The organism is Brevibacterium sp. GP-SGM9 (genome assembly GCF_047300845.1).
GTDB lineage: Bacteria > Actinomycetota > Actinomycetes > Actinomycetales > Brevibacteriaceae > Brevibacterium.
The window spans coordinates 533113-559300 of the sequence record NZ_CP178563.1 but is presented as its reverse complement, the minus strand read 5'-3'; the positions used below and the strand labels follow the sequence as shown (position 1 = coordinate 559300).

Sequence of the window (26188 nt, the reverse complement as noted above, 5' to 3'; positions counted from 1 at the left end):
ATGTTCACAGCAGACCAATGCCATCGAGCGGTCGCGGCGCGGGACCGTCGCTTCGACGGCATGTTCTTCACCGCAGTCCGGTCCACGGGCATCTTCTGCCGACCGTCGTGTCCGGCGCGGACTCCGCTGCGGAAGAACGTCGACTTCTACATCACCGCAGCGGCTGCGGCCGAGGCCGGATTCCGTGCCTGCCGACGCTGCCGCCCCGACGCGAGCCCGAGTTCACCCGAATGGGACGTGCGAGCCGACGTCACGGCACGAGCGATGCGCCTGATCCGTGATGGCCACGTCGACCGCGAGGGCGTGGCGGGCCTGGCCTCGACCCTCGGCTACAGCACCCGCCAGCTCAGCCGGCTGATGCGTGAGGAACTCGGCGCGGGACCGTTGGCGATCGCGCGGACGGAGAGGGTGCGGACCGCCCGAACCCTCGTGGAGTCGACAGCGATGACGATGAGCGACATCGCCTTCGCCGCAGGATTCTCGAGCATCAGACAGTTCAACGACACTTTCCGTCAGGTGTATTCGACCACACCCCGGGCGCTGCGCGACGGGGCAGGCACGCTGAAGACGACCGGCGATATCGTGCTCCGACTCGCATATCGCGCTCCTTTGGATCTCGACTACCTGTTCGCCTACCTCGGCGCCCGGGCCGTCACGGGCATCGAGGCCGTCGACGAAACGGGCTACACACGGTCGATGCGACTCGCGCACGGTCCGGCCGTGCTCACGATGCGCCGCGGCCGTGGAGACTTCGTCAGCTGCCGGCTGCGCTTGGCCGATACCCGAGACCTGGGCAGCGCAGTCGCCCGGGCCCGACGGATCCTCGACCTCGATGCCGATCCCACGGCAGTGGAATCCACCCTGCGGACCTCCGGGCTGGGGGAGTTGGCCGACAGGTATCCCGGGGTACGCTCACCCGGGCACAGCGACCCCGTCGAGTTGGCGATCAGGACCGTGTTGGGCCAGCAGATCTCCGTGACAGCGGCCCGCACCCACCTCAACCGCCTGGTCGCCGACATCGGGGAGGAACTCCCTTCGGAGCTCAGGCTCGGAGAGGTGGACCGCGTCTTTCCCACCGCCGAGGCGATCGCCGCGGTACCCGAGGAGAACTGGGCGCTGCCGCAGCGTCGGATCCGGACGATCCGCACGCTCGCCTCGGCGCTGGCATCCGGCGCGATCGATCTCGGCCCCGGCTGCGACCGGGAGGAAGCGAGCGCGAGACTCCTGGAGCTGCCGGGAATCGGCCCATGGAGCGTCGGCTACATCCGGATGAGAGCCCTCGGCGATCCGGACGTCCTGCTCGCCTCCGACCTCGGGGTGAAGAAGGCCCTGGACGATCTGGGCGGGGCCGTTCCGCAATGCAGCCCCTGGCGTTCGTACCTCACCCACCTGCTCTGGGCACACCACTCTGCACAGATCTCACCTGCACAGACCTCACCTGCACTTCGCACCGAAGAGAACCGGAGATGACCATGACATCGACAATGACGACAGCCACCACCCTGAGATATACGATCACCGATTCGCCGGTGGGCGCGATCCTGCTGACCTCCGACGGGAAGAATCTGACCGGACTCTATCTCGACGACTTCGACGAGATCATCGAGCGGCTGGCCGCGGTGGCGCGGTCGGAGCCACGCGAAGACCCAGACCTCGACGTGTTTGCCGAGGCACGTCGGCAGCTGGGGGAGTACTTCGCGGGAGAGCGCACCACCTTCGACCTGCCGCTGGCCCCGGTCGGAACCGACTTCCAACGCACCGTATGGGACGCACTCGGCCGCATTCCCTACGGCACCACATGCGGATACGGCGAGCTGGCGGCAGAAATCAACAGGCCGACAGCCGCCCGAGCGGTCGGAGCGGCGAACGGCAGGAACCCGATCAGCATCATCGTGCCCTGCCACCGGGTGATCGGGGCGAACGGATCACTGACCGGGTACGCCTGGGGCGAAGAGAAGAAGCGCACCCTGCTCGATCTCGAGGCGGGTGTGGTGGCGGCTCGACACTAGCTCCGAACGCTGTCGAGCTCAGGGCAGGCGAGCGACCCTGCGGGCCCCGGGTCAGATACGGCTCGGTGCAACGTCGGGCTCGAAAAGGTCGTCGCCAGTGACGACTTTTTCGAACTTCGCGTTGACCCACCGCTTCCGGGTGATCCTGGACCCACAATCGGACCGTTAACCCGTGGACGATCACGGTGAATACAGGGCATGACACGCGAGTCTTATACACACATTTTGGCCGATAACACCCATGTAGACGCGGGCATGTGGCGATGAATGGCGAAGAGCCGAAGTCATCTGAGATGACTTCGGCTCTTCTGCGGTGGAGGTAAGGGGATTCGAACCCCTGACCTTCTCCATGCCATGGAGACGCGCTACCAACTGCGCCATACCCCCGCGTGCCTGATCAATATTACCCAGGGCCGGCCGTGACGCCAAATCGGATCACAGTGACGCTTGCCACAGAGCTGAGGTGGCCGCCCCTGAGAGTTGTTCAGGGGCGGCCACCGGCGCACAGCCGCAACCAGGCACTCGGTCCGAACCGAGGACACCAGAGCCCGACCCGGCACTCAAGCAACCAGACACCCGGTCCGGCCGTCAGACGAACGGCCTGACCTGGCTCAGGTAGCGGACGATATCGCGTTCGCGCTGCTCGGCAAGCGACTTCTGCCGTACCCGGCTGCGCAGCTGGGCCTCTCGGCGCTGAACGAGCACGTGGCTGCGTGCTTCGGATGCGGTCGCCGGGCGGCGAGCCCATTGGATCAACCGCAGTCCGGTGCTCAGTGCCAGTCGACGTGGAATTGTGAATGGAAATGCAGTGGACAAAACTGCTCCTTTACGTTTTCGGGCAGGAGAAATCCCCGAATGGCGATAAATGAGAATAGTTCAGCTAACCCGCGCAATGTGGCAGGTTGAGTTGAATAGTTACGATAGCTCTCGGCAGTGCACGAGTTCCGCGAGGAGGAGTGTGTCAGGCCATAGGCTCCGACTGCGCGTTGTCGATCCGCGTAGGCGGTCGATCTGCGGAGGTCGGAAGGGCGCCAAGCAGACTCGAGCGGAGTCAGAGCCGAAGGTGTCGCTGTTGACCGTGAACGAACGTGCCTGGTGAACGACGCTGTCCCGTGCAGTCACGTGTCGATACCGCGCTGACAGGCCAGAGCAGGCCTATGCGTGGGTTCGGAGCAGTGTGGTCCTGCGAAAGAAAGCGTACCGGTGTTCAGTCGACCGGTGGAGAAAGACGAAGAGTACGGCTGAGATCAGCCGGCGAGTCCTTGTCCGCCAATCAGGCAGGCAGCGTAACCGCCATGGCAGCGAACGCCGAAGCATGTTCGGAGGTCGGGGTCTGCGATCTGGATGTTCATCATCGAAGCTGCGCTCCTTTCTTGGTCGTGGATCTCGGGTGAGCGGCGTCAACGCTCAGATTTCAAAGAATGCAATTCTGGGTTTTATGCGAATCCGTAATTGCACTTATGAATTTAGCACAGCTTCTGAGTTCAATGGAAGTTCTGTTCACAATTTCTGAACTTTTCTTCCGCAGCGTCAGGTCAGGAGTCGTATGAACCAGCCATCGCCGTTCGTCCAGCCCATCCAAATCACGAGGTCGACTCGATGCATTGCGAGGTCAATTCGATGAATTGCAACGTCGACTCGATCGAGTGCGATGATGACGCGACCGACGTGGACCCCAGGCCACAGGTTCCCAAGTAGAATCGACTCAGACTCGCGCCTAGCTGGGAGAACACAATGTCACAGGATGCAGCAGCCACGACTCGACGACTGGTCGTCGGGTACATCGCGACCGACCGTGGTCGGGACGCCGTCTCGTTGGCCATCTCGATCGCACGATCGGTCGAGATCGAACTCGTCGTCACGATCGTGCGGCCCGAATCATCGAACTTCACCGCAGGCAATGCCATTCCGCAGGACGGCACCGGCATCGTCGAACAGCAGCTCGATGAATGGCTCGACGAAGCATTGGCCCTCATCCCGGATGACGTGACTGCTCGTGGAGTCATCCACACGGCTGCGAACGAGTCGATCGGGCTGATGGAGGTCGCCGAGGCCGAGGGTGCCCTGGGCATCGTCATCGGGGCCCGAGCCACCACCTTGATGCGTCAGTTCCGCATCGGCACCGTTGCGTCGACGCTACTCCACGCCTCAGAGGTTCCCGTCATCCTCGCGCCCTCGGGGAATTCGGATATCGGCCCGATCTCGCGCATCACCGCGCTGTTCGGGGCACGACCCGGTGCGGCCTCGCTGATCGGCGCCGCCGTGCAGACCGCCGCAGGTCTCGACGTCGACCTCCGCCTGCTGTCCCTGATCGAAAACGACGGCCTGCTGGAGGACGAGGTCCAGGAGATCACCGAATTCGCCGAGGAGTATGGGGGAGCGGTCCTCGCAGGTCGCGCCAAGGACATGTTCGAGTCCGGCCGGGCGAGAGTGAAGTCTCAGGCCGGTGCCGATATCGAAGAGGCCGCCGAGAACGTCGACTGGCTCCCGGGCGAACTCGCCTTCATCGGCTCGAGCCGACTCGGCCGCGGCGGCAAGGTGTTCGCGGGAGCTCGGGCCAGGCGTCTCCTGCGGGTTCTTCCCGTTCCGGTCGTCGTGGTGCCGAGGCGCTCGGCCAGCCGCCTGTGACGGCACCCGTGAGAGCAGGGGCCCGCCGCATCGATCTAGAGGTCGCTGACCACACCACACCTGCGTGGCTGCATCCCAGAGAGTCGAGCAGGCGTCCGCTGCTGATGATCCACGGCTTCCGCGGGGACCATCATGGAATGGACCTCATCGCTGCGGCCGTCAGGGACCGTGACGTCATCGTTCCCGATCTGCCCGGATTCGGACTCTCGGCGCCCCTGGCCGCAGGGCTGAGCATCGACGCCTATGTCGGCTATCTCTGTGCACTCCGCGCCGAGGTGGCCAGGCGGTGGCAGCGCCCGCCCGTCGTCCTCGGGCATTCCTTCGGATCGATCCTCGTCAGTCACCTCGCGGCCCGCCTGTCACAGGCCGGTCAACACGCGACCCAGACTCAGCCGGAGCGCGGGGAGCTCTCGGAGCTTGTCCTCATCAACCCGATCACCACTCCGGCCCTCGAAGGCTCCGCCCGCTTCCTCACCGGTCTCACCCGCGTCTACTACGGTCTCGGCGCGCGCCTCCAGGAGCGTGCGGGACACCAGCTGTTGGCCAATCCGCTCATCGTGCGAATGATGAGCGAGGTGATGGCGACGACGAAGGATCGGGGCCTGCGGCGTTATATCCACGACCAGCATGCGAAGCACTTCTCCACCTTCTCCGACCGGGCGTCTTTGGCGGAGGCCTTCGAGACCTCGGTCTCGCACACCGTCACCGAGGTGGCCGAGGAGCTGACCATGCCTACCCTCGTCATCGCGGGCGACCGTGACGCGATCGCACCTATCGGACCGACACGTGAGTTCGTCGCGAAGCTGCCCGATGCACGGTTCGTCGAACTCGGCGGGGTCGGTCACCTGGTTCACTACGAACGCCCGGAAGCGACCGCCTCGGGGATCATGGAATTCGCACGGGACAGGGACTGAACCCGCATCTCCCAACCGCTGCAACACGCCTGAAACGGACACTCGACGACTCGCAGCGGAGAGCCGATATCCCGAGGACGACGCGCGGAAACCCGCGCTTCCGACGTCGACGTACGCAGGCCCGAGGACGAAATGCAGAAAAGGGCCGCCGCGCAGCAGCGCAGCGGCCCTTTCGAGCAGTGGTTCAGGCGCGCGGACGCGGATCCCTGATCCACATGTAGATCATCGGGAGCAGGAAGGCGAACGACGAGAGGAGCAGGCCCGCCCAGAACACCCAGAACTCGGTGCCGGCGGGCGAGGAGAACGAGGCGCCGAACAGATAGAGTCCGAATACGAAGAGAGCGAAGGCGATGACGAAGACGACGACGTCAGCGAACGATGCTGAGTTCCGAGTTCTCTTCGTTGCGATATTGGACATGGTCTCCTCCGGCGATGATTCTGCGGTCCTGTGGGCACTTTGCAGATCAGTCTACATGGCGTAGAGAAGCTTTCCGCTCACCGCTCCCGGTCGGCGCTTCGCTCCGGAACCAGCCAGCCCAGCAGGGCAGAGACGATCGACACGATGATCGCGGCGAAGATGGCTGAGAAGAAGAAGCTGTCGATCGTGAACTCGAACGGGGTGAAGCCGCTGAGCCAACTGGTCAGGGCGAGCATGATCGCGTTGATGACGATTGAGAACAGGCCCAGGGTCAGGCAGGTGATCGGCGCGGAGATGAAGCTGAGGATGGGTTTGATGAATCCGTTCGCCAGACCGAAGATGAGCCCGACCACGAGGTAGGAGATGATCATCGCCGGAATGTGTCCGGTCTGCTCCTCGACGAGGGGATTGCCGGAGATGGCGACGCCTGGCAGAAGCCATGCCGCCACCCAGATCGCACACGCATTCACCACAACTCGAGCAAGGAAGTTCATGCTCGTATACTCCCAGATCCGCCTGCATTCTTACTGAGTCGCCGATGGGAATGAGGTCCGTGCCGACGGCCGGACGGCACCGGGTAGTCTGGGGGAAGACGCCCACCGGCGTCGGGATACGACATGTGCATCTACCGAGTGATTTGATCCAGGTCACCACGGCGGCACAGACTCCCGCAACAGTGGGAGAACAACACTGGATTGGTATGTCACATAAGGAACTCTCACGCACCGAAGAGGCAGACGGCTCCCCGACCCTGTTCTCCACCGTCGGCCGCAGCTACTTCCCGATCGCCTTCATGGCTCGGATGCCGTTCGCCATGGTCGTCATCGGCGTCCTCACCCTCGTCGTCGCCGGCAGGGACTCGCTGAGCCTGGGCGGCATCAACTCCGCCATGGTCGGTCTCGGCACCGCGATCTTCGGTTCGTTCATCGGTGCCGCGGCGGACCGGTGGGGACAACGCTATGTGCTGCTGACGGTCGGGCTGCTCAACTGTCTGGCACTGCTCTTCATGGCGTGGGTCGTGTTCAGCCCCCTGCCCGATGCCGTGGTGCTCATCGCCGCCTTCGCGATCGGCGCCACCTCCCCGCAGGTCGCTCCCATGTCTCGGTCCCGCCTCGTGGAGATCGTCACGACCAGACTGCAGGGGCCCCGGCAACCGAAGATACTCAACGGAACCATGGCCTACGAATCGGCCGCAGACGAGGTCATCTTCGTCTTCGGTCCCTTCATCGTCGGACTCCTCGCCACAGCCTTCACCCCCGTGGCCCCGATCTTCGGCGCCATCGTCCTCACCCTGGCCTTCGTCTCGGCCTTCGCACTCCACCCGAGCGGACGGGCCCGACGGACCGGGGATGCGGCTCAGACACCCGTCCAGAGTCCGGCCCGGGAGCTGTTCACCGGCGGGGTCTTCGTCGTCGTCCTCGGCGTGTTCGGCATCGGCCTGGTCTTCGGTTCGACACTGACGGCACTGACCGCGCTGATGAACGACATCGGCCACCCGGAGGAGGCCGGTCTCGTCTACGGAATGATGGGCATCGGGTCGGCGATCCTCGCGATCTCGGTGGCCCTGTTCTCACCGCGCTACGCGCTCTGGGCGCGGTGGCTGTCCTTCGCACCGCTCATGCTCGGCGGGGCGACCATCATGGCCGTGTCCGACCGGCTGAGCGGCATCGTCATCGCGCTGCTGCTGATGGGCTCTGCGGTCGGTCCCACGCTCGTCACGCTGTTCAGTCTTGCCGCGGAACGGTCCCCGCTGGGACGTTCGGCCACGGTGATGTCGATGGCCGGCTCCGCGATCATCGTCGGCCAGTCCGTGGCTTCGGCCGTCAACGGAATCCTCGCCGAGGAGGTCGGCACTGCCGCTGCCATGGCCGTTCCCATCGCGGCCGCAGCCATCGTTTTCGTCGCCGGTCTGCTCAACCTGCTCGTCGGCTCATCGGCGCGAAAAAGAGACCTGGTTCACTCGTAGTTTCCGCGTTGTGGGACGGTGCGTCCCAGTGATCGCCGCGTGTGACCCATCACTCGGCGAAGAGTAAGATCTCCGCTTGGCCCACGTGAATCGCACAAGGAATCGTGTGATTGCACAGCACTACGGAAAGCACACTATGTCATCAAGCACCTCGACGACCGAGGCCGAGCGGAACGACACCCGGTTCTTCGGACATCCCCTTCCCCTCATGCAGCTCTTCAGCCTCGAGCTGTGGGAACGGTTCTCCTACTACGGGATGAACGGCATCCTCGCCCTCTACCTGTACTTCAAGGTCACCGACGGCGGACTGGGGATGCCCCAGCCGACGGCCATCGGCATCGTCGGCGCCTACGGCGGTGCGGTCTTCCTCGCCACCATCCTCGGTGCATGGCTGGCGGACAGGCTCCTGGGCGCCGAGAAGATCCTGTTCTACTCCGCGATCATCATCATGGCCGGCCATATCTGCCTGGCCGTCATTCCTGGCTTCGGCGGAGTCGCCGCAGGCCTCATCCTCGTCGCACTCGGCTCGGGCGGGCTCAAGGCCAATGCCTCGGCACTCGTCGGCGAGCTCTACACCGAGAAGGACCCGCGTCGGGACGCCGGGTTCACGCTCTTCTACATGGGCGTCAACCTCGGCGCCTTCCTCGGACCGCTCATCACCGGACTCCTGCAGAAGGAGATCGGCTTCCACGTCGGCTTCGGTGCGGCCGCGGTCGGCATGGCGCTGGGCCTCATCATCTACGCCACGGGGCGGAAGAACCTGCCGGACGAATCGCGGGGAGCGGTCAACCCGCTGCCGACGTCGAAGCTCTACCTATTCCTGGGGGCCATCGTCCTCGCCGTCGTGCTCATCGTCGTCCTGTGGTTCTCCGGAGTCGTCAATCCGGAGAATCTCGACTGGTGGATCGCAGGCATCTCCGCGGGCGCCGCGGCCTGCTACTTCATTGTCATGGGTGTGAGCCCGCAGACGAACGCCGAGGAACGCTCACGCGTTCTTGCGTTCATCCCCTTCTTCGTCACCTGCGTGGTCTTCTGGTCGCTGTACCAGCAGATCTTCGGCACACTCACCGCGTACTCCGACACCCAGATGAACCGTGTCATCTTCGGCTGGGAGATGCCGATCAACTGGCTCCAGCTGATTCCGCCGATCTTCGTCATCGCCTTCGCTCCCGTCTTCTCAGCGATCTGGTTCAAGCTAGGCACGCGACAGATCTCGACCCCGGTCAAGGCCGGCCTCTCGCTCATCCTCATCGGAATTGCGTTCCTGCTCTTCCTGCCGTTCGCGAACTCCGGCCCCCACGAGACGCCCCTGCTGTGGGTCGCTCTCATCCTGCTGCTGTTCGTCTTCGCCGAGCTCCTCATCTCGCCGATCGGTCTGTCCTTCTCCTCGAAGGTCGCTCCGAAGGTGTTCCAGTCGCAGATGATCGCGGTCTTCTTCCTCGCCTCCGGCGTGGGTACGGCGCTCTCGGGCGTCCTCGGCGGATACTACTCGGCAGACAACCAGACGCCGTACTGGTCGTCGGTCGGTGCTGCGTCCATCGTGCTCGGACTCATCGCCCTGACCCTGACGAAGCCGATGCTCAAGGCCCTGCGCGGCATCCGCTGATCCTGGAGCGGCTGCGGCCGCAGCCGATGATCTGCACCGCCGGAGACGCCCTCGCTCACAGTTCGTGAGCGAGGGCGTTTTCGTCGCTTCAGACGCCGATGAAGATCGGCAGCGCCTCGGGGTGATGGGCGTGGACGATAGTGAGGAAGACGAGGGCGTCGAAGAGCAGGTGCACGGTCACCGTGTACGGCAGCGACTTCGTGCGGGTGAAGATGAAGGCCTGCACCAGAGCGAAGGGGATCGTCAGCAGCGGCCCGATCGACCGGTAGCCGAGTTCCCACAGGAACGAGACGAAGATGATCGTGGTGAACACGTTGGCCGTCCAGAACGCGAAGTGCTTGCGCAGCAGGGCGAAGACCGTGCAGATGAAGAACAGCTCGTCCCAGATGCCGACGGCGTTGACCCCGAAGAAGAGCCGGATGATCTCCGACCAGTCGGTCAGCGGCGGCCAATTGAGGTAGACGCCGGTGCGCATGAAGTACTGTGGGAGAACCAGCCAGGCGACGACAATGACGAAGCCCAACCAGGCCCATTCCAGTCGCGACCACGGCTGCCCGCGGCGCAGCGGAAAGCCGATCGTGGTGTCTTTGAACCAGTACCTCGTGATCAGCCAGGGGCCGATCACCACGGCCGAGAGCACGACGCCCATCCGGGCGATGTTCGACCAGGAGATGTCGGCTTCGACCGAGATCGAGGAGATCAGGCCCAGGCATCCGGCGATGACGCTGAGATCGCGTGCGAACTCCCGATCACTGACCCAGGCGATGACGAGCGAGACCGCCATCGGGATGTAGCCGAGAACCCGCAGCTCCGGGAAGGTGGTGCCAATGCCGAAGAGGAACAGCGCCGAGACCGCCAGCAATGCTGCCGCTCCACCCTGCCAGGAGAAGAGTCGGCGATGCGGTGATTGGGCGGCGAGCGCTGTGTCCGTGTCCACCTTGCACACTCTAGGGCACCGCGCCGTGAAACGAGGTGGACCTAACCCGTAGGATCGTCGGAGGAAGAGGGAAAGGACGTCATTGGACCCCGAGGACTACAGCGACACCATCGCCGATCTGGCACCCCGTCGGGGGACCGAGACGATTCCGGTGACCACAGCGATCGGTCGTGTCACCGCCGGAGATGTGATCGCCCAGACCCCCATGCCCGCCTTCGCCACCTCGGCGATGGATGGTTTCGCCCTCGACACAGCCGGCCTCGCATCCGCCGCCGCGGGGATACGGGTGGACGTGCGCGGTGACATTCCCGCAGGACATCGACCAGTCCCGCTGCGGCCGGGCTCAGCGGTCCGGGTGATGACCGGTGCCCAGGTCCCCACCGGCGCCGAGGCGGTGGTGCCCGTCGAATGCACCGATGCCTCCCCGACCGGCGAGGTTCCCTCGAGCATCCGGGTCACGGAGCTCTCGGACCGTCTGCGACCAGGGTGGAACATCAAAGCGGTGGGGGGAGGACACCGAGGTCGGGGACACGGTCATCGCCGCCGGTGCCCGCCTGAGCGCCGCCGGCATCGGGACCCTCGTGATGCTCGGACATGAGAGCGTCGAGGTCGAGCGGCCGGTGCGGATCGGACTCGTCATCACCGGGGACGAATTGCGATCGAAGCCGTATGCACCTGCGTTCGCCGCGGTCGGGGAGCCTGCTTCGGTCGTCGACGGCCGGGAGCCCACCCCGCTGATCCACAACTCCAATCTGCCGATGCTCTCCGCGGCCGTCTCCGCCGCGGGGGCGGTGCCCATCGAACGCAGCTGCGGAGACGATCCTGCACAGCTGTTGGACATCCTCGGCGAGCTGAGTGAGCGGGTCGATCTCATCATCACCACCGGCGGCATCAGTGCCGGGGCGTACGAGGTGGTCCGACAGGGCCTCGAAGGCGGACGGTCGACATTCCATCACTTGGCGCTGCGGCCGGGGGGACCGCAGGGTCACGGACGATTCGACGGCGTCCCGCTGCTGCATTTCCCCGGCACACCCGCCGGTGCGTTCCTGTCCTTCCACCTCTTCGCCGTCTCCCTGCTGGCCGCACGGCCCCTGCGGGAGCGGTGGCGGAAGGCGGTCTTCGCTGGTCCCGAATTGTCAGGCATCACCAAGGGGGTCACTCTGATCCCGGGCGGCTACACCGCGGGGGGAGGGGTCGTGAGGACTCCGCGCTCACGCCTGCGTGACTATTCGGGTGCAGACGTCATCATCCGCATCCCGCGGAGCACAGCCGAAGTGTGTCCGGGAGACATCGTCGACGTCCTCGAGTGCTGAGCGGCCGAAGAACTAGGATGGAGGACATGTCAGACCAGGGACACGCCGCCGACGGCCGGGCACGCTATGCCCGGCAGATCCGCCTCGCCGGTTTCGGCGCAGAGGCACAGCGAACCCTGCTCAACTCACACGTGCTCGTCATCGGAGCTGGGGGACTCGGCGCCCCGGTGCTCAGCTACCTCACCGCGGCCGGGGTCGGCCGAATCACCGTCGTCGACCCTGACGTGGTGGAGCTGAGCAATCTGCACCGGCAGGTGATCCATTCCGAGGCCGGTCTGGGCGAACGCAAGGTCGACTCCGCCCGCCGGCATCTGCAGGGACTGAACTCGAGCATCGAGATCCGCACTAACCCGACGTTGCTGACCACGGACAACGCCCTCGACCTCATCGGGGAAGCCGATATCGTCGTCGACGGCAGCGACAACTTCGCGACGCGGTATCTGAGCAACGACGCCTGCGAGATCCTCGGCCGCCCGCTCGTCTGGGGCACCATCCTCGGCTTCGACGGGCAGCTTGCCGTCTTCGACGCCGCCGGTGGCAATGCCACGCTGCGGGACCTCTATCCGGTCGTCCCCGCACCGGGCAGCGTCCCCGACTGCGCGACCGCCGGAGTCCTCGGCCCCCTGTGCGGCAGCATCGGATCGGCCATGGCCATGGAGACGGTGAAGATGCTCACCGGAATCGGCACGCCGCTGATCAACGCGGTCATGGTGCACAGCAGCCTCGACGCGAGTTGGGAGAGAGTGCCCGTGGGCCGCAACCCCGCCCGTGCGGCCGTCACGGACCTGCGCGATCACCGCGGCGACTATGACCACCTCGGCGAGTTCGACGCGCTGACGACCGAGGCCACGACAGCAGCGCCAGAGCCCACGACAGCAGCGCCGGAGCTCGCGGTGGCAGCCGACCCCGAGGCCCCAACGACGAACACGCCCCCGAACCTGGGGCCGGCAGTGATCAGGTGGGAGCAGCTGGAGCAGGACACGGTGATCATCGACATCCGCGAGGACGATGAGGTCTCGGCCGGACGCGTCCCCGGGGCGCAGCACCTGCCCATGGACGCACTTCTCGCCGATCCGGAACCGAACCTCGCCCACGACCACGTGGCGCTCTACTGCCGCTCGGGGGTGCGGTCATCGACGGCGGCGGCCCAGCTGCGCAAGCGCGGATACGATGTCAGCTCGATCAGCGGCGGCTACCTCGCCTACCTCTCACGGGGCTGAAGCAATCACAAACCTGATGCGCTGACGCCGCTCAAACGGCAGGTGCCTCAGCCTCCCGCGAAGGGCGGGAGCACATCGACGGTGTCGCCGTCGGACAGAGCCGCCGCATAATCGGTGGCGGCCACCGAATTGATGAGGAAGCTCGATCGTGAGAGCACTGTTGCCGCCTGCTGATCGGCCCCCTCAGCGAGCAGTGCCACGAGTTCGTCGACGGACCCGGCCTGCAGGCGCGACTTCCGGGTGCCGAAGGCCTCTCGGGCCGCGGCGAAGAAGCGGACGCTGATCTCTGGCACTTATCCTCCGATGGCGCTCATGGGTCGTTGGGGCTGCTGGAAGTCTGCGGTGTCCATCCCGTGTCCGGCGAGCTTCTTCCAGTGCGCGCCCTTCCACAGGTTCGCGATCGCCTCATCGTCGGCCCCGGACCGCATCGCCGTGAGCAGATCGACCTCGGTGTGGGAGAACAGGCAGGTGCGCACCCGCCCTTCGGCGGTGAGTCGGGTGCGGGTGCAATCGGCGCAGAAGGGTCTGGTCACCGAGGCGATGATTCCGACATCCCCGAGGATCGTGTCCGGAGCGGAGCGGGAAGCGACCCTGAACTTCTCGGCCGGGGCTCCGTTTCGCGGCGCCGAATCCGGGGTGAGGATGAACTCGGGTTCGAGGAGGGCGAAGATGTCGGCAGCGGTGATCATCGACGAACGCTGCCAGGAGTGTCCGGCATCGAGCGGCATCTGTTCGATGAAACGCAGACTCAAACCTCGTTCGAGGCACCACCGCAGCAGCTCGGGAGCCTGCTGGTCATTGATCCCCGGCAGCAGCACGGCATTGATCTTGACCGGATCGAGTCCGGCATCCTGCGCCCCCTGGATGCCCTCGAGCACCCGGTTGAGGAACGGGCGGCGGGCGATCTCTTCGAAGGTCGCGGCATCGACCGTGTCGAGGGAGACGTTGATCCGATCGAGACCCGCCTCGCGCAGCTTCGGGGCCCGCTTGTCCAGACCGATCGCATTCGTCGTCAGAGCGATGTTCGGTCGCGGTTCGAGGGCGGCGACCCCGGAGATGATCTCGGTGATGTCCTTGCGGGTCAGCGGCTCCCCACCGGTGAAGCGAATCTGATCGACACCGAACTTCTCAACCCCGATGCGCGCGAACCGCACGATCTCCGCAGCTGACATCGCGGCATCGCGAGACATGAACTCCACGCCTTCTTCGGGCATGCAGTAGGTGCAGCGGAGGTTGCAGAAATCGGTCAATGAGATGCGCATGTCGCGGGCGCGCCGCCCGAAGGTATCGAGCAGCGAATCCTCATTGTGAGCGGTGAAGGAATCTCCGGGGTCGACCGTCGGAGTTCTCAGCACCGGCATCGGCAGGCTGATCTTCCGCATTGCCTGTTCCTCCTTGAAAACCTGTGTCGCTATCATCGTCCCATGACTACTCCGATCATGCATCGTTCGCGAGTCCTTGAGACGATCGCTCCACTCCTCGAAACCCGGTCGACGCCGATCGGGGACCTCCTCGATGCGCCCAGACTGCTCACCGAGGACGTAGAGTCGGCGATCGACGTTCCCGGCTTCGACAATTCGAGCATGGACGGTTATGCGGTGGCGACCGCGACACTTGAGCAGGCCCCGCAGGAGCACCGCACCCGTCCGGACGGTTCGCGGACGCTCGTGATCGGCCCGATCCCCGTCGCCGGGCAGGTCGCCGCCGGTGCACGGGGCGCCGAGGTGGCGGCGGGCACGGCCGTCGAGATCATGACCGGGGCGCCTCTGCCGGCGGGCACGGACACCGTGATCAGAATCGAGGACACCGAACCGGGAGCCTTCGAGTCTTCCGAGATCACGGTGGCGGTGCCGGCCGCAGGCGGCCTCCCACAGCTCGGAAGCTTCGTCCGGGCCCGCGGCAGCGATGTCCGGTCCGGACAACGAGTGCTCAGCAAAGGAACTCGGCTGACGCCGGCCCACCTCGGCGTGGCCGCGTCCTGCGGAATCCGGGAGCTGCCCGTGCTGGCGCTGCCGCGGGTGCTCGTGGTCAGCACCGGGGATGAGATCCTCGCCGAGGCGGCCGCCGGCATTCACGACGCGAATTCGGTCACGCTCACCGCCGCACTGCGCCGCCTCGGCGTCGAGGTCGAGATCCTCCGGGTGCCCGATGACCCGGGCCTGCTGCTCGAGCGAGTGCGGCAGACCACGGCCGAGCTCGTCATCTCCACCGGCGGCATCTCCAAGGGCGCCTACGAGGTCGTCAAGCTCGCCGCCGCGGCCGATCCCGGGTCGTCGATGGTCTTCGATCCCATCACCATGCAGCCCGGGGGACCGCAGGGCTGCGGTCGTCTGGCAGATCGTCCCTGGGTGGCGCTGCCGGGCAATCCGGTCAGCACGCTCATCAGCTTTGAGATGTTCATCCGTCCGGCCCTGTTGGGCCTGGGCACGGACGACGACCCGCGCGAGGTCGAATTCCACCGACTGCCCAACGGACTCGACGAGCCTCCGCCCGCCGGCAAGCTCCAAGTCAGGCGGGCGCGTCTGAGCGCCGATGGTCTCGTCTTGGTCGGCGGTTCCCGCTCGCATCTGCTGGGCAACTATGCCCTCAGCGACCGTCTCCTGTTCGTCCCGGCGGGATATCCGCATCACGACCCCGCCGACCCCTTCGCTCCGGTGGACGATATGCTGAGGACGTGGAAGATCGAATGACGCTCTCGCACGTCGATGAGTCCGGAACAGCCCAGATGGTCGACGTCGGAGACAAGGATGTGAGCCGACGCCGAGCCGTGGCCACCGCCCTGATCACCACGCGTGCCGAGGTCATCGACATGATCGCCGAGGCGGGCCTGCCCAAGGGCGATGCCCTGCCCGTGGCGAGGATCGCCGCGGTGATGGGGGCCAAACGCACGAGCGATCTCATCCCCCTGTGCCACCCCCTGCCGCTGACGGGCATCGACGTCGACTTCGAACTGCTCGAGACCGGTGTGCGCATCACCGGAGCGGTGAAGACCGTTGCCAAGACCGGGGTCGAGATGGAGGCGCTGACGGCCGTGTCCGTGGCTGCGCTGACGATCTTCGACATGATCAAGGCCGTGGACAATCGGGCCGTCATCGGCGACATCAAGGTCATCGAGAAGTCCGGGGGCCGCAGCGGCGATTGGATCCGAGAAGCATGAGCGTCATCCGCGCCGACGTCGTCGAGACCCCGATCAGCACCGAATCCCTCGAACCCGAGGTCGTCACCGACACCTGCGGAGCCGCTGTCAGCTTCTCCGGAATCATCCGCAACCACGACGGGGGACGGTCCGTCCGCGGGCTCAGCTACGAATCGCATCCGCTGGCCGGAGACCAGATCCTCGAGGTGGCTGCGCGGATCGCCGCCGCCCACCCCGAGGTGCGACTGGCGGTGTCCCACCGGGTGGGCGCCCTGGAGATCGGCGACGTCGCCCTGGCCGCAGTCGTCGCCTCGGCCCATCGGAAGGATTCCTTCGCCGCGTGCGCCGAACTCATCGACGAGGTCAAGGCCGAGGTCGCGATCTGGAAGCACCAGCACTTCACCGACGGCACCGAAGAATGGGTGGGAGCACTCGAATGACCGAACTGCGCATCAGCGAAGCAGCACGATTCCTCGGTGTCAGCGATGACACCGTCCGGCGGTGGATCAATGAGGGCCGACTGAGCCAACGCAAGGACGCTTCGAACCGCGCCGTCGTCGACGGCAAGGAGCTCGTCGGACTGGCCCAGGCGGGTCCGGCCGCGCTCGAGGACCCGACAGGGGTGGTCAGCTCGGCCCGGAACAGGTTCGCCGGACTCGTCACCGAGGTCCTCATCGACGGAGTGATGGCACAGGTGAGCCTCCAGTGCGGCCCCTTCCGGGTGGTGTCGCTGATGTCGGCTGAGGCCTGTCGGCAGCTCGAACTCGAACCCGGCAGCCTCGCCACCGCCTCGGTGAAGGCGACGATGGTCTCGATCGACACGCTCGGAAATCAATGATCTGTCTCAAATGCTGATGGAATTGCCAGTTTAATCCGCAGATGCGGGTTAAATGGGGGTATGAAGAAGCAACTCTCAGCGATCTGCATCGCCGCAGCGCTCACCCTGACAGCATGTTCATTCGGCACGGGAGCCGAATCGGATTCCGATTCAGGGGAGAAGACCGAACTGACCGTCTTCGCCGCCGCCTCCCTGACAGACGTCTTCGAGGACGTCGCCGAGGAGTTCAAGAAGGAGAACAGCGATGTCTCCGACGTGAAGTTCTCCTTTGCCGGCTCCTCCGATCTCGTCTCCCAGATCTCAGAGGGTGCACCGGCCGATGTCATTGCGACCGCGGACGAGAAGAACATGGACACCCTCGCCTCGGACGATCTCCTGGCCGGTGAGCCGCAGATCTTCGCCTCGAACACTCTGGCTCTCGCCGTGCCCAAGGGCAACCCGGGCAAGATCGAGACCCCGAAGGACTTCGCCGGCAAGGACCTCGTCATCTGCGCCCCGCAGGTGCCCTGCGGATCGGCCACGGAGAAGTGGGCCGACCAGAATGATGTCACCCTCGATCCCAAGAGCGAAGAGAACTCGGTCACCGATGTGCTCGGCAAGGTGAGCTCCGGCCAGGCGGATGCCGGCATCGTCTACGTCACCGACATTCCGCGCGGCGACGGTGCGGTCGAGATGGTCGACCTCGAAGGTGCCGACAAGGTGGTCAACCAGTACCCGGCGGCGACGGTCAAGGCCAGTGAGAACCAAGAGGCGGCGGACGCCTTCGTCGAGTTCCTGGGCACGGACACAGCGGCCAAGCTGCTTGAGGACGCCGGGTTCGCCACTCCCTGATGAACAGACGCAGCCACAGCCATTCCACGGCGCCCTCATGGCTGTGGATTCCCGCGGCGATCGGAATCGCATTCCTGCTCGTTCCCATCATCGGGATGATCTCCCGCATCGAACCGGGGACTCTGAGCGAGGTCGTCCTCGCTCCGGAATCGCGCTTCGCCATGGGGCTGTCGCTGCTGACTTCGGTCGTCTCCACCATCGTCTCCGTCGCCATCGGATTCCCACTCGGATATCTGCTGGCGACGAAGACGTTCCCGGGGCAGCGGATCGTGCGCACCCTCATCCTCCTGCCGCTCGTGCTGCCTCCGGTGGTCAGCGGTCTCGCGCTGCTCTACACCTGGGGGAGGTCGGCCTACCTCGGCTCGCTGCTCACCGATGCAGGACTCGGGCTGGCCTACACTACGGCCGCCGTGGTCGTCGCGCAGATCTTCGTCTCGCTGCCCTTCATGGTGATGTCCGTCGAGACCGCAGTCGCGGCCCGCGGGACAGGCTATGAGCTCGCCGCCGCCGAACTCGGAGCAACGCCCGGACGGGTCTTCTTCACCGTGACTCTGCCGCTGCTGCGCCCCGGAATCATGACGGGAGCGGTGCTGTGCTTCGCCCGTTCACTGGGCGAATTCGGTGCCACCCTGACCTTCGCCGGCTCCCTCGAAGGGGTGACCCGGACGATGCCGCTGCAGATCTATCTCGTCCGCGAGTCCGATCCGCAGTCGGCGATCGCGCTCTCCCTGCTCCTCGTGCTCGTGGCATTGATCATCATCGTCCTCGCCTACCGCTCCCCGCACGCCCCGAAGCTGCGGCCCAGCCGACCGAGCGGCGATGACGCGGACGGGGCAGTCGCACCTGCCGGCGTGCAGCCTCGTCCCACGTATCCGACGCTGAGCACCGCGGCGAATGACAGCTCTGCATCGGCCCCGGACGCCGACGAATCCGCCGCCGGCACCGGAGGACCGCCTCGGCGGGAATTCCCGCCCTCTCACCCGGCCATCGAGTTGCAGGCCACGCTCGACGAGCGCGATGTCGAACTGAACTTCAGTGTGCCCAGCGCCGCGACGACGGCGGTCATCGGTCGCAACGGCGCCGGGAAGTCGACGCTCTTCCACGTCATCACCGGGGCCTTGGCCGCAGACAGCGGTTCGCTGCGCATCGGCGACGAGGTCATCTTCGACATCGAGGCCGGCACGTGGCCGGCGATCCACGACCGCGGCATCGTCCACCTCGCGCAGAACCCGCTGCTGTTCCCCCACCTCAGCGTCATCGACAACGTCGCCTACGGGCTGCGCTGTCAGGGCCTGAGCCGGCAGGACGCCCGCCGGCGAGGTCAGGTCATGCTCGACCGCCTCGGCGTCGGACACACCTCCGGACGCCGCCCCTCCGCGGTCTCCGGCGGGCAGGCCGCCCGCATCGCCCTGGCCCGCGCCCTCCTTATCGAACCCAGGCTGCTTCTGCTCGACGAACCGCTCGCCGCTCTCGACGTCGACGTCAAGGTCGAGACCCGCAAGGTGCTGCGCGAGGTGCTCGAAGGGCGCAGCGCGCTGCTCGTGACCCATGATGTCGACGACGTCATCGCCCTGGCGTCCTCATTGGTCCTCATCGACTCCGGGCGCACGGACTACGTCGCCGAGGTGGGCGAGATCGACACCGCGGCGGCGAAGCGCGGGCGCGATTTCCTGCGCAGCTTTTGCGAGACCGATCGAGAAGGAATACTGTGCAGTAGATCACAGTAGACATTTCGCATCAGCGCAAGGGAGCACTTCGCCGTGGCAGAACTTTCCTACACCTCCGGACCGTCGACCACTCCGCTGCTGGGGCAGACGATCCCCGCCAACCTCAAGGCGGTCGCGGCCGCCAACTCGACGGCGACCGCGTTGGTCGACCGGCACTCTGGTCGTCGCTGGACCTACGCGGAATTCGACCGCGATACCGATGCGCTGGCCATCGGTCTGTTGGAGCGCGGGGTGAAGAAGGGAGATCGTGTCGGCATCTGGGCCCAGAACCTCGGCGAATGGGCGCTGATCCAGTACGCGACGGCGAAGATGGGGGCGATCCTCGTCAACGTCAATCCCGCCTATCGCAGCCACGAACTCGAATTCGTCGCCAAACAGTCGGGAATGAGACTCCTCGTCTCCCAGATCGTCGCACCCCCGCACTCGGACTACCATGCGATCGCCACCGAGGTCGCGGCGAAGGTGCCGGGACTGGATCTCGTCTTCATCGACACGGTCCCCGACGACCTCCTCGGCGAGGCCTCCATCGGCGAACGTCAGTCCTTTGCCCAACTTATCGAGGCCGGACGGCGGCTGCTCGATGACGATTCGGCCAAGTACGGCGTGCGCCTGCAGCAGGTCATGGACGAACTGTCCTCCGACGATCCGATCAACATCCAGTACACCTCGGGCACCACGGGCTTCCCGAAGGGGGTGACGCTGAGCCACCACAACATCCTCAACAACGGATTCTTCATCGGCGAGCTCCTCGCCTATACCTCTGCCGATTCGGTGGTCCTGCCCGTTCCCTACTACCACTGCTTCGGGATGGTCATCGGCAACCTCGCGGCACTCAGCCACGGGGCGGCCATCGTCCTGCCCTCACCCGGCTTCGACCCCGTGGCCAGCCTCCGCGCCGTCGCCGAGGAGAAGGCGACCTCTCTCTACGGCGTGCCGACGATGTTCATCGCCGAACTCGAACACCCCGAGTTCTCCGACTTCGACCTGAGCACCCTGCGCACCGGGGTGATGGCCGGATCGCCCTGCCCAGTCAACGTCATGAAGCGGGTGATCGACGATATGAACATGTCCGAGGTCGCGATCTGCTACGGCATGACCGAGACCTCGCCCGTGTCGATGATGACCCGGGTCGACGACTCGCTCGAGGCGAGGACCCAGACCGTGGGCCGGGTGATGCCCCACCTTGAGATCAAGATCGCCGACCCGGTCACAGGCCTGGCCGTCCCACGCGGACAGAAGGGCGAGCTGTGCACGCGCGGCTACTCGGTCATGCTCGGGTACTGGGAACAGCCGGACAAGACCGCCGAGGCGATCGACTCCGCGCGGTGGATGCGCACCGGTGATCTCGCGATCATGGACGAGGACGGCTATGTCGACATCTCCGGCCGGATCAAGGACATGGTCATCAGGGGAGGGGAGAACGTCTACCCGCGCGAGATCGAGGAGTTCCTCTACCACCATCCGGCGATCCGCGATGTCCAGGTCATCGGCGTCTCCGACGAGAAGTACGGGGAGGAGCTGATGGCCTGGGTGATCCTCAAGGACGGCTTCGACTCACTCGACGCCGAGGAGGTGCGCGAGTTCTGCTCCGGCAAGCTCGCCCACTTCAAGATTCCCCGCTATGTCGAGGTCCGGGAGTCGTTCCCGATGACCGTCTCGGGCAAGATCCGCAAGGTCGAGCTGCGCGAGGAGGGTGAGTCCATCGTGCACGGGGCGACGGCCGGCTGAACCGCTGCGAACCGAGCCCGTGGTGTGGACGACGACGGTCCCGGACAGCGTCGGCCTGATGTCAGGCTGACGTCGACCGGACTTCGGCCGGGCGTCGACCGGGCGTTGTTCGAGGTCACAAGTCGGTTGCAGTTCTCCTGACAAGACGCCACGTTTTTCATGTGAGGACACTTTTCACTAAGATCAGTGTCCATGAGAGCTGAGTCACAACCGCTGGTGTCGGTTACGAACGTCGAGAAGCACTACGGTGACTTCCATGCCCTGAAGAACGTCAACCTCGACATCCAGGAGCAGGAAGTCGTCGTCGTCATCGGCCCTTCGGGCTCGGGTAAGTCGACGTTGTGCCGGACGATCAATCGCCTCGAGACCATCACCTCGGGTTCGATCACGATCGACGGCAAGGAGCTGCCCGCCGAAGGTGCCGCCCTGGCTCAGCTGCGCTCCGATGTGGGCATGGTCTTCCAGGCCTTCAATCTCTTCGCTCACAAGACGATCCTCGAGAACGTCACCCTGGGTCCGATCAAGGTGCGCAAGCTCTCGAAGTCCGAAGCCGACAAGCAGGCGATGGCGCTGCTCGAACGCGTCGGCGTCGCCCACCAGGCTGATAAGTATCCCGCTCAGCTCTCGGGCGGTCAGCAGCAGCGCGTGGCGATTGCGCGGGCGCTGGCGATGAAGCCGAAGGTGATGCTCTTCGACGAGCCCACCTCGGCGCTCGACCCCGAGATGATCAACGAGGTTCTCGACGTCATGGTCGGCCTCGCCAAGGAGGGGATGACGATGGTCGTCGTCACCCACGAGATGGGCTTCGCCCGGAAGGCCGCCCACCGGGTCGTCTTCATGGCCGACGGCGAGATCGTCGAGGTGGCCGAACCCGAGGAGTTCTTCACCAATCCGCAGACCACCAGGGCCAAGGACTTCCTGTCGAAGCTCCTCACCCACTGAACCTGTTCATCGACGGCTCGGCTCACCGCGGAGGCCGCGTTCGTCACTCGTCACACCCACAGTTCTGAATCACCATCACAAGGAGAGACAATGAAGAAGCTCAGCATGGCCGTTGCCTCGGTCGCCATCGGTATGCTCGCCCTCAGCGGCTGCGGCCAGGGCGGCACCCCGGATGCCCCGGCCGAAGGAGACGGTGCACAGTCCGAAGCTCCCGAGTACACGGTCAACGAGGAAGCCGACTTCGCCGATTCGAAGACCTGGAAGGCTGCGAAGGATGCCGGTGAGCTGAACATCGGCGTCAAGTTCGATCAGCCCGGCCTCGGCAACGTCTCCGCCGGCTCTGAAGACCCCGAAGGATTCGACATCGAGATCGCGAAGATGGTTGCGGCCGAACTCGGATTCAGTGCTGATCAGATCAAGTACACCGAGACCGTCTCCGCCAACCGTGAGCCCTTCCTCCAGCAGGGCAACGTCGACATGGTCATCGCGACCTACACGATCAACGATGAGCGCAAGAAGGTCGTCGACTTCGCCGGGCCCTACTATGTCGCCGGTCAGGACCTGCTCGTGGCCGAAGACTCCGATATCGCCGGCCCCGAGGACCTCGCGGGCAAGAAGGTGTGCTCGGTCGACGGTTCGACGCCGGCTCAGAACATCAAGGACAAGTACAAGGACGCCGAGCTCGTCACCTATGACGCGTACTCGAAGTGCGTGACCGACCTGCAGTCCGGTTCGGTCGACGCGGTGACCACCGACGATGCGATCCTGCGCGGCTACGCTCAGCAGTACGAGGGTGAGTTCAAGGTTGTGGGCAAGCCCTTCACCGAGGAGCCCTACGGCGTCGGCCTGCCCAAGGACGACCAGGATCTCCGCGATGCGGTCAATGATGCTCTGCAGAAGGGCATGGACGACGGCGACTGGGACAAGGCCTTCGAATACACCCTCGGGTCGACCGATGATGTCGACAAGCCCGAGATCGACCGTTACTGACACGTCCACAGATTGACATGATGCGAGGGCACCGAATGGTGCCCTCGCATCGATTAAGGAATCTGGAATGGATTTTCCGCAGCTTCTCCAAATGTTCCTCTCGGGGACGTGGGGAACGATCAAGCTCTTCACCGTCGCCCTCCTCGGCTCGATGGTGCTCGGCACCATCCTCGCCGGCATGCGGGTCTCACCGACCCCGGTGCTGAGGATCGCCGCCTCGACGTACATCAACGTGGTCCGGAACACCCCGCTGACGCTGGTGATGTTCTTCTGCGCCTTCGGGCTGCCGTTCCTCGACATCCGCTTCGGTGCGACGAGCTCCTTCAACTCCTTCGTCTACGCCACGATCGCCCTCACCGCCTACACCGCCTGCTTCGTCGCCGAGACCCTCAAGTCCGGCATTGCGACGATTCCGGTCGGTCAGGCCGAGGCGGCCCGTGCCGTCGGACTGACCTTCGGGCAGACCTTGGGCCAGGTGATCCTGCCGCAGGCGTTCCGGACCGTGATCCCGCCGCTGGGCAGCGTGATCATCGCCATGCTCAAGAACACCTCGATCGCCTCGGCCTTCAACAACCGGGAGCTGATCTCGGCTATGCGCAATGCCATCGAGCTGCGCGGCGACCTCGTCATTCCGCTGCTCTTCGGCACCGCCTTGGCCTACCTGATTCTGGCGCTGATCCTCGGACGCGTCTTCGACTACCTGGAGAAGAAGCTGGTGATCCTGCGATGAGTGCACCGACACAGGTCCTCTTCGACGAGCCCGGACCGAAGGCCCGCCGCAATAACGTCATCTTCTCGATCGTCTCGGCGATCGTGCTGTTGGCCCTCATCGCCTTCATCGTCTGGAAGTTCGCCGATGCCGGTCAGCTCGACGCGGCCAAATGGTATCCATTCACCTTCACTCAGATCCAGATGGTGCTGCTCTCGGGCATGCTCGCCACCCTCAAGGTCGCCGTGGTCGCCTCGGTGCTCGCCATCGTCCTCGGTGTGATCTTCGCCCTCCTGCGCCTCTCGGGTACGCGGATCATCTCGATTCCGGGCACCATCGTGCTCGAGTTCTTCCGCGGCGTGCCAGTGCTGCTGCTGATCTTCGCGATGTTCCTCATATTCGGCAACACGATCGGCCCGTTCTGGTCGGTCGTCATCGGCCTCACCCTCTACAACGGCATGGTGCTTGCCGAGATCATCCGCGCCGGCATCCTCGCGGTCCCGAAGGGCCAGCGGGAGGCGGCCATGGCGATCGGCCTGCGACCCAGCCAGGTGATGAGTCTCGTGCTCATGCCGCAGGCGCTGCGGGCGATGATGCCGACGATCATCGCGCAGATCGTCGTCCTCCTCAAGGACTCCGCCCTCGGCTTCATCGTCACCTACCAGGATCTCCTCTATCAGGTGAACCTCATCGGTCGCGAGTACAACAACCTGCTTCCGACGTTCCTCGTCGGAGCGGTGCTGTTCATCATCATCAACATGATCGTCGCCGCGATCGCCCGCTGGCTCGAGAGCAGACTGCAGCGCAAGACCACCGCCGACACGGAGGACGGGGCGCTCTCGGCCAAGACGGTCACCTGAGTGTAGTGTTCGGGAGAGAAGTCAGAAGCACGAACCGTGCATCGTCGCCGGTGACAAGGAGTCGCAGATGCAACCCGAACTCAATTCCACCCCGGTCGAAGTCGTCGATAACCCCGGCCGGGAGCGGTACGAGATCTTCACGGCCGGGGATCCGGCCGAGTTCATCGGATTCCTCGCCTACCGTGTCATCGATGCCGAGACTCTCGAACTCCAGCACACGATCATCTCCGAGGGGTTCTCTCGTCGCGGCTTCGCCCGGACTCTTGTCACGCACGTCCTCGATCGGGCGCGTGAACGTGAGATCCGGATCGTGCCGACCTGCAGCTATGTCCAGGACTACATTCGGCGCTTCCCGCAGTACGGCGACCTCGTGGCCGAAGGGTGAGGCCAGGGTCTGACGGAGCGGTTCGTGATGGGCGTGGGGCGGGTCGTTTCGCGCCCAGTCCCAGCGGCGACCTGCACATCGGCAACATCCGTTCCGGACTGCTCGCCTACGTCCGTGCCCGCCAGACCGGAAGGCGGTTCCTCTGGCGCATCGAAGACCTCGACCGGGTCAGAGACGGTGCCGCGGAATCGCAGTTGGCGGTGTTCTCCGAGCTCGGCGTCGTCCCCGATGAGGAGCCCCTGGTGCAGTCCCGCAGGCTCGAATACTACGCCGCTGCCATCGATCACCTCGCCGAGGCGGGTCTGGTCTTCGAATGCTACTGCTCACGCAAGGACATCGCCGAAGCCCCCAGCGCACCCCACGCGCCGCCCGGGGCCTATCCCGGAACCTGCCGCAGCCTCGGCGAGGACGAGCGGGCCCGCCGACGGGCGCGTCTGGACGAACTCGGCCGGGCACCGGCGCTGAGGCTGCGCACCGACAACGCCGAGCACCTCGTCGACGACGAACTGCTCGGCGAGATCGCTGCGCCCGTCGACGATTTCGTTCTGCGGCGCGGCGACGGCGTGTTCGCCTACAACCTCACAGTCGTCGTCGACGATGCCGCCAGCGGAATCGACGAGGTGGTCCGCGGGGACGATCTCGCGTCGTCGGCTCCCCGACAGGCCTACCTCGCCCACGTCCTCGGCGTGAATGGTCCGGGCTGGCTGCATGTGCCGCTGGTGCTCAATTCGAGCGGTCAGCGGCTGGCGAAGAGGGATGGGGCGGTGACCTATCAGCAGCTGCGGGAATTCGGCTGGACGATCCCGGATGTCTTCGGATGGATGCAGAGCTCACTCGGCTTCGCAGGCTCGGCAGAGCCTCGGTGGCGGAATGTCGAGGACATGATCGAGGGAATCGATTTCGGGCTCATCGACACCGAACCGACGGTGTTCGTGCCGCCCACCGGTGACCGCTGACTTCGGACGGGGATAGACGTCGAAGACTCAGCTGCGCAGTGTGGTGCAGAGCCGCCGAAGACTCAGCTGCATCGT

At 65.1% G+C, this 26188-nt stretch carries 28 protein-coding genes and 1 tRNA gene; 22 read left to right on the top strand and 7 right to left on the bottom strand.

The genetic code is table 11. From position 1 onward, the window contains the following. Together ACH82I_RS02500 and ACH82I_RS02495 are read left to right on the top strand one after the other, a co-directional pair. Positions 1-1470 (top strand): Ada metal-binding domain-containing protein, encoded by a 1470-nt coding sequence (locus tag ACH82I_RS02500; protein ID WP_413335277.1) that lies wholly within the window; start codon positions 1-3, stop codon positions 1468-1470. A 14-nt stretch (positions 1471-1484) separates the two neighbouring features. Beyond that, the gene (locus ACH82I_RS02495; RefSeq protein WP_413335275.1) at positions 1485-2009 is read left to right on the top strand and encodes a methylated-DNA--[protein]-cysteine S-methyltransferase; all 525 of its coding nucleotides are present in this window, start codon (positions 1485-1487) and stop codon (positions 2007-2009) included. A 314-nt stretch (positions 2010-2323) separates the two neighbouring features. Here ACH82I_RS02495 and ACH82I_RS02490 read toward each other — a convergent pair. Together ACH82I_RS02490 and ACH82I_RS02485 are read right to left on the bottom strand one after the other, a co-directional pair. Then, positions 2324-2396, bottom strand: a tRNA-Ala gene (locus tag ACH82I_RS02490). Between the two features lie 201 nt (positions 2397-2597). Further along, positions 2598-2825: a hypothetical protein gene (locus tag ACH82I_RS02485; RefSeq protein WP_413335274.1), complete on the bottom strand. Its 228-nt coding sequence runs from the start codon at positions 2823-2825 to the stop codon at positions 2598-2600. Positions 2826-3743: 918 nt separating this feature from the next. Between ACH82I_RS02485 and ACH82I_RS02480 the strand changes: the two genes are divergently transcribed. Both ACH82I_RS02480 and ACH82I_RS02475 read left to right on the top strand, forming a co-directional pair. After that, complete coding sequence (locus ACH82I_RS02480; protein ID WP_230743898.1) at positions 3744-4637, top strand: universal stress protein; 894 nt, start codon at positions 3744-3746, stop codon at positions 4635-4637. Continuing rightward, positions 4634-5551 carry an alpha/beta hydrolase gene (locus ACH82I_RS02475; RefSeq protein ID WP_350309913.1) on the top strand — a complete coding sequence of 306 codons (918 nt, stop codon included), beginning with the start codon at positions 4634-4636 and terminating at the stop codon, positions 5549-5551. Before ACH82I_RS02480 ends, ACH82I_RS02475 begins: the two co-directional genes overlap by 4 nt. 184 nt (positions 5552-5735) lie before the next feature. On the opposite strand, the gene ACH82I_RS02470 is transcribed toward ACH82I_RS02475, so the two are convergent. Both ACH82I_RS02470 and ACH82I_RS02465 read right to left on the bottom strand, forming a co-directional pair. Continuing rightward, entirely contained in the window at positions 5736-5969 is a 234-nt protein-coding gene (locus tag ACH82I_RS02470) for a hypothetical protein (RefSeq protein WP_230743900.1), read from the bottom strand. Positions 5970-6046: 77 nt separating this feature from the next. Continuing rightward, complete coding sequence (locus ACH82I_RS02465; protein ID WP_230743901.1) at positions 6047-6463, bottom strand: phage holin family protein; 417 nt, start codon at positions 6461-6463, stop codon at positions 6047-6049. 206 nt (positions 6464-6669) lie between these two features. Here ACH82I_RS02465 and ACH82I_RS02460 point away from each other — a divergent pair, with 206 nt between their 5' ends. Together ACH82I_RS02460 and ACH82I_RS02455 are read left to right on the top strand one after the other, a co-directional pair. Then, entirely contained in the window at positions 6670-7935 is a 1266-nt protein-coding gene (locus ACH82I_RS02460; RefSeq protein ID WP_230743902.1) for an MFS transporter, read from the top strand. 136 nt (positions 7936-8071) lie between these two features. Beyond that, positions 8072-9541, top strand: coding sequence for a peptide MFS transporter (locus ACH82I_RS02455; protein WP_230743903.1), 1470 nt, complete (start codon positions 8072-8074; stop codon positions 9539-9541). 88 nt (positions 9542-9629) lie between these two features. On the opposite strand, the gene ACH82I_RS02450 is transcribed toward ACH82I_RS02455, so the two are convergent. Next, complete coding sequence (locus ACH82I_RS02450) at positions 9630-10478, bottom strand: CPBP family intramembrane glutamic endopeptidase (RefSeq protein ID WP_413335270.1); 849 nt, start codon at positions 10476-10478, stop codon at positions 9630-9632. Positions 10479-10560: 82 nt separating this feature from the next. Here ACH82I_RS02450 and ACH82I_RS02445 point away from each other — a divergent pair, with 82 nt between their 5' ends. The 3 genes from ACH82I_RS02445 to ACH82I_RS02435 are packed head-to-tail and all read left to right on the top strand — an operon-like array spanning position 10561 to position 13011. Beyond that, complete coding sequence (locus ACH82I_RS02445) at positions 10561-11076, top strand: hypothetical protein (protein ID WP_413335268.1); 516 nt, start codon at positions 10561-10563, stop codon at positions 11074-11076. Beyond that, the gene (locus tag ACH82I_RS02440) at positions 11063-11791 is read left to right on the top strand and encodes a molybdopterin-binding protein (protein ID WP_413335266.1); all 729 of its coding nucleotides are present in this window, start codon (positions 11063-11065) and stop codon (positions 11789-11791) included. Before ACH82I_RS02445 ends, ACH82I_RS02440 begins: the two co-directional genes overlap by 14 nt. Positions 11792-11817: 26 nt before the next feature. Continuing rightward, positions 11818-13011 carry a ThiF family adenylyltransferase gene (locus ACH82I_RS02435; protein ID WP_413335264.1) on the top strand — a complete coding sequence of 398 codons (1194 nt, stop codon included), beginning with the start codon at positions 11818-11820 and terminating at the stop codon, positions 13009-13011. 47 nt (positions 13012-13058) lie between these two features. Here ACH82I_RS02435 and ACH82I_RS02430 read toward each other — a convergent pair whose 3' ends face one another. Further along, a complete protein-coding gene (locus tag ACH82I_RS02430) occupies positions 13059-13304 on the bottom strand; it encodes a MoaD/ThiS family protein (RefSeq protein WP_413335262.1) in 246 nt (81 codons plus the stop codon). After that, positions 13305-14393: a GTP 3',8-cyclase MoaA gene (gene moaA / locus ACH82I_RS02425; RefSeq protein WP_413335260.1), complete on the bottom strand. Its 1089-nt coding sequence runs from the start codon at positions 14391-14393 to the stop codon at positions 13305-13307. 42 nt (positions 14394-14435) lie between these two features. Here moaA and ACH82I_RS02420 point away from each other — a divergent pair, with 42 nt between their 5' ends. From ACH82I_RS02420 to gluQRS, 13 genes are all read left to right on the top strand, one after another. After that, entirely contained in the window at positions 14436-15701 is a 1266-nt protein-coding gene (locus tag ACH82I_RS02420) for a molybdopterin molybdotransferase MoeA (protein WP_413335258.1), read from the top strand. Beyond that, positions 15698-16168, top strand: a complete 471-nt coding sequence (moaC, locus tag ACH82I_RS02415; RefSeq protein ID WP_230743910.1) for a cyclic pyranopterin monophosphate synthase MoaC — start codon at positions 15698-15700, stop codon at positions 16166-16168. Before ACH82I_RS02420 ends, moaC begins: the two co-directional genes overlap by 4 nt. After that, positions 16165-16587 (top strand): molybdenum cofactor biosynthesis protein MoaE, encoded by a 423-nt coding sequence (locus ACH82I_RS02410; RefSeq protein ID WP_413335256.1) that lies wholly within the window; start codon positions 16165-16167, stop codon positions 16585-16587. The genes moaC and ACH82I_RS02410 overlap by 4 nt, the downstream gene beginning before the upstream one ends. Next, positions 16584-16985 carry a TOBE domain-containing protein gene (locus ACH82I_RS02405; protein ID WP_230743912.1) on the top strand — a complete coding sequence of 134 codons (402 nt, stop codon included), beginning with the start codon at positions 16584-16586 and terminating at the stop codon, positions 16983-16985. The genes ACH82I_RS02410 and ACH82I_RS02405 overlap by 4 nt, the downstream gene beginning before the upstream one ends. Positions 16986-17045: 60 nt before the next feature. Further along, positions 17046-17816, top strand: a complete 771-nt coding sequence (modA, locus tag ACH82I_RS02400; RefSeq protein WP_413335254.1) for a molybdate ABC transporter substrate-binding protein — start codon at positions 17046-17048, stop codon at positions 17814-17816. Continuing rightward, the gene (locus ACH82I_RS02395; protein ID WP_413335252.1) at positions 17816-19543 is read left to right on the top strand and encodes an ABC transporter permease; all 1728 of its coding nucleotides are present in this window, start codon (positions 17816-17818) and stop codon (positions 19541-19543) included. The genes modA and ACH82I_RS02395 overlap by 1 nt, the downstream gene beginning before the upstream one ends. A gap of 33 nt (positions 19544-19576) precedes the next feature. Continuing rightward, positions 19577-21271, top strand: a complete 1695-nt coding sequence (locus ACH82I_RS02390) for an AMP-binding protein (protein ID WP_413335250.1) — start codon at positions 19577-19579, stop codon at positions 21269-21271. A 192-nt stretch (positions 21272-21463) separates the two neighbouring features. After that, the gene (locus ACH82I_RS02385; RefSeq protein WP_413335248.1) at positions 21464-22213 is read left to right on the top strand and encodes an amino acid ABC transporter ATP-binding protein; all 750 of its coding nucleotides are present in this window, start codon (positions 21464-21466) and stop codon (positions 22211-22213) included. A 90-nt stretch (positions 22214-22303) separates the two neighbouring features. Beyond that, entirely contained in the window at positions 22304-23203 is a 900-nt protein-coding gene (locus tag ACH82I_RS02380) for a glutamate ABC transporter substrate-binding protein (RefSeq protein ID WP_230743916.1), read from the top strand. A gap of 67 nt (positions 23204-23270) precedes the next feature. Then, positions 23271-23933, top strand: a complete 663-nt coding sequence (locus tag ACH82I_RS02375) for an amino acid ABC transporter permease (RefSeq protein WP_230743917.1) — start codon at positions 23271-23273, stop codon at positions 23931-23933. Then, on the top strand, positions 23930-24772 hold the full coding sequence (locus ACH82I_RS02370; protein ID WP_413335246.1) for an amino acid ABC transporter permease: 843 nt from the start codon (positions 23930-23932) through the stop codon (positions 24770-24772). The genes ACH82I_RS02375 and ACH82I_RS02370 overlap by 4 nt, the downstream gene beginning before the upstream one ends. 67 nt (positions 24773-24839) lie before the next feature. Beyond that, positions 24840-25157 (top strand): GNAT family N-acetyltransferase, encoded by a 318-nt coding sequence (locus ACH82I_RS02365; protein WP_230743919.1) that lies wholly within the window; start codon positions 24840-24842, stop codon positions 25155-25157. After that, on the top strand, positions 25154-26113 hold the full coding sequence (gene gluQRS, locus ACH82I_RS02360; protein ID WP_413335244.1) for a tRNA glutamyl-Q(34) synthetase GluQRS: 960 nt from the start codon (positions 25154-25156) through the stop codon (positions 26111-26113). Before ACH82I_RS02365 ends, gluQRS begins: the two co-directional genes overlap by 4 nt. Positions 26114-26188 lie beyond the last annotated feature (75 nt).